This is a genomic window from Halobacterium salinarum DSM 3754 (genome assembly GCF_008124605.1).
Lineage (GTDB): Archaea > Halobacteriota > Halobacteria > Halobacteriales > Halobacteriaceae > Halobacterium > Halobacterium salinarum.
The window spans coordinates 1-1,505 of the sequence record NZ_VRYN01000036.1 but is presented as its reverse complement, the minus strand read 5'-3'; the positions used below and the strand labels follow the sequence as shown (position 1 = coordinate 1,505).

The 1,505-nt window shown below is 49.9% G+C and carries 2 protein-coding genes; one reads left to right on the top strand and one right to left on the bottom strand.

Translation table 11 applies throughout. The features are described from left to right. Positions 1–96: 96 nt before the first annotated feature. Positions 97–324, bottom strand: coding sequence for a hypothetical protein (locus tag APQ99_RS12435; protein ID WP_010904172.1), 228 nt, complete (start codon positions 322–324; stop codon positions 97–99). Positions 325–452: 128 nt separating this feature from the next. Between APQ99_RS12435 and APQ99_RS12430 the strand changes: the two genes are divergently transcribed. Then, the gene (locus APQ99_RS12430) at positions 453–1,343 is read left to right on the top strand and encodes a halocin C8-like domain-containing protein (RefSeq protein WP_136361702.1); all 891 of its coding nucleotides are present in this window, start codon (positions 453–455) and stop codon (positions 1,341–1,343) included. The last annotated feature ends 162 nt before the right edge of the window (positions 1,344–1,505 follow it).

Here is a 1,505-nt window from a genome sequence, read left to right as displayed (position 1 = left end):
GCTGGTCTTCGTGGATTTCACTGTCTGCTTGCTTGGTCTTGAACACACCATCAGCAAGCAGACGTTCTAACTAACCGGCTTTGTGATGTACTGAGACTAGGCGAACGCTTCTTTGGCGTTCCCAATGAGGTCAAACATGAACGAGAGGAGTGCGCAGAGAAACGTTGTGAGTACATAGAGTACAAACCCAACTAAGCCGAGTGTTTCAACCACCCAAGAGGCGGAGATGAATAAGGCGATGGTCAAACCACCACAGAGAAAGCCAATTACGAGAACGAGCAGTGAGCCATAGACGCGTACTGTCTGCCGTAGAGAAGTCGTCATAGAGCTATAGTTTATCTTCTCCCAGATATATCTACCTGATAACATCACAAAGTTTTATGTAAGTGGATAATTACGAAATACACGCAGATGACAGATGAAAACCTAATCGTCGTAAAGTACTGAAAAGCATGGCAGCACTCAGTTCGATCGGTATCGGATCAACACTCAATGTCTCGGTTGCAGCCGCAAACGGAGATAACCCCGATCCCGTCTCAATCTACCACGGCGAGAAGAAAAAGCAGGTCGCACACGCAATCGCAAAAACGGATGAGTTCAAGCAACTACGCCAAAAAGCCGAAGAACTCGGATACTCATTCAGTTGGGAAAAGACCGAACTCAATGTCGGTGGTGTCGACGCGGAGAACTTCAAGCGCGAGGTTGCCTCGTACGAACTGCAGGATGCAGACGAAAACACCCGTGCGGGCATTATTCTCGGATGGCACTCTGAGTCTCACGAGACAGTAGTCGCAGAGCTCGACATCGAACATTACCACAAAGATGGTGTGTTCAAGAAGCTTGAGCGGTATGACCTCATGGGCACCAACTCCTCTGGGGCGGCCCCGTCCGTCGCTTCAAACGGTCCCAAAGAGGCTGATGGGGAATTTACGAAGACAACAGCGGAACCAAACGAGAAGGCAGTTCGGACGCTCATCAACGATCTTAGTGAGGGACAGAGTACACAAGGCGTCTCGACACAAGACGTCAGTACTCAGATCGACTACCCAGACCTCCCGGACGTATTAAACATTAGTTCGTGTAGTGGCTGTTACTACGCCTCGAAACTCATCTGTCGAAATGTCTGTGGCGCGTTCGGTGGGTTCCTGTGTGGACTCCTCGGAATTAGTGTCGTTGGAGGAATTGGCTGTGTGACGTTCGTCAAGATCGTCTGCAAGGTCGCTGAGAAAGCGTCGGGGTGTGGTGACGACCTCGCCGCGACAATCTGTAAGTCCTCTGGGCTTGATGTGTGTGGGCCGAACGAGAGCGGAGATATTATTGACGTAGACATCCCCTATATCTAATACTAGTCGAGCAAGCTCTAAACAATGGCAACTGTCAAAACTGGACTTGGAACAAGCGTCTCTGCAAAAGTAGCAGCCCTAATTATTTCCGTAGTATCATCTCTTCTCCTGCTAGCAGTCTTCGTCGCCCTTGGTCAAGATCCGGCCGTAAGCCTCTTTGAG

Excerpts from the sequence above, each read along its gene's own strand:
- APQ99_RS12435 (WP_010904172.1), bottom strand. The coding sequence starts at position 324 with ATGACGACTTCTCTACGGCAGACAGTACGCGTCTATGGCTCACTGCTC.
- APQ99_RS12430 (WP_136361702.1), top strand. The coding sequence starts at position 453 with ATGGCAGCACTCAGTTCGATCGGTATCGGATCAACACTCAATGTCTCG.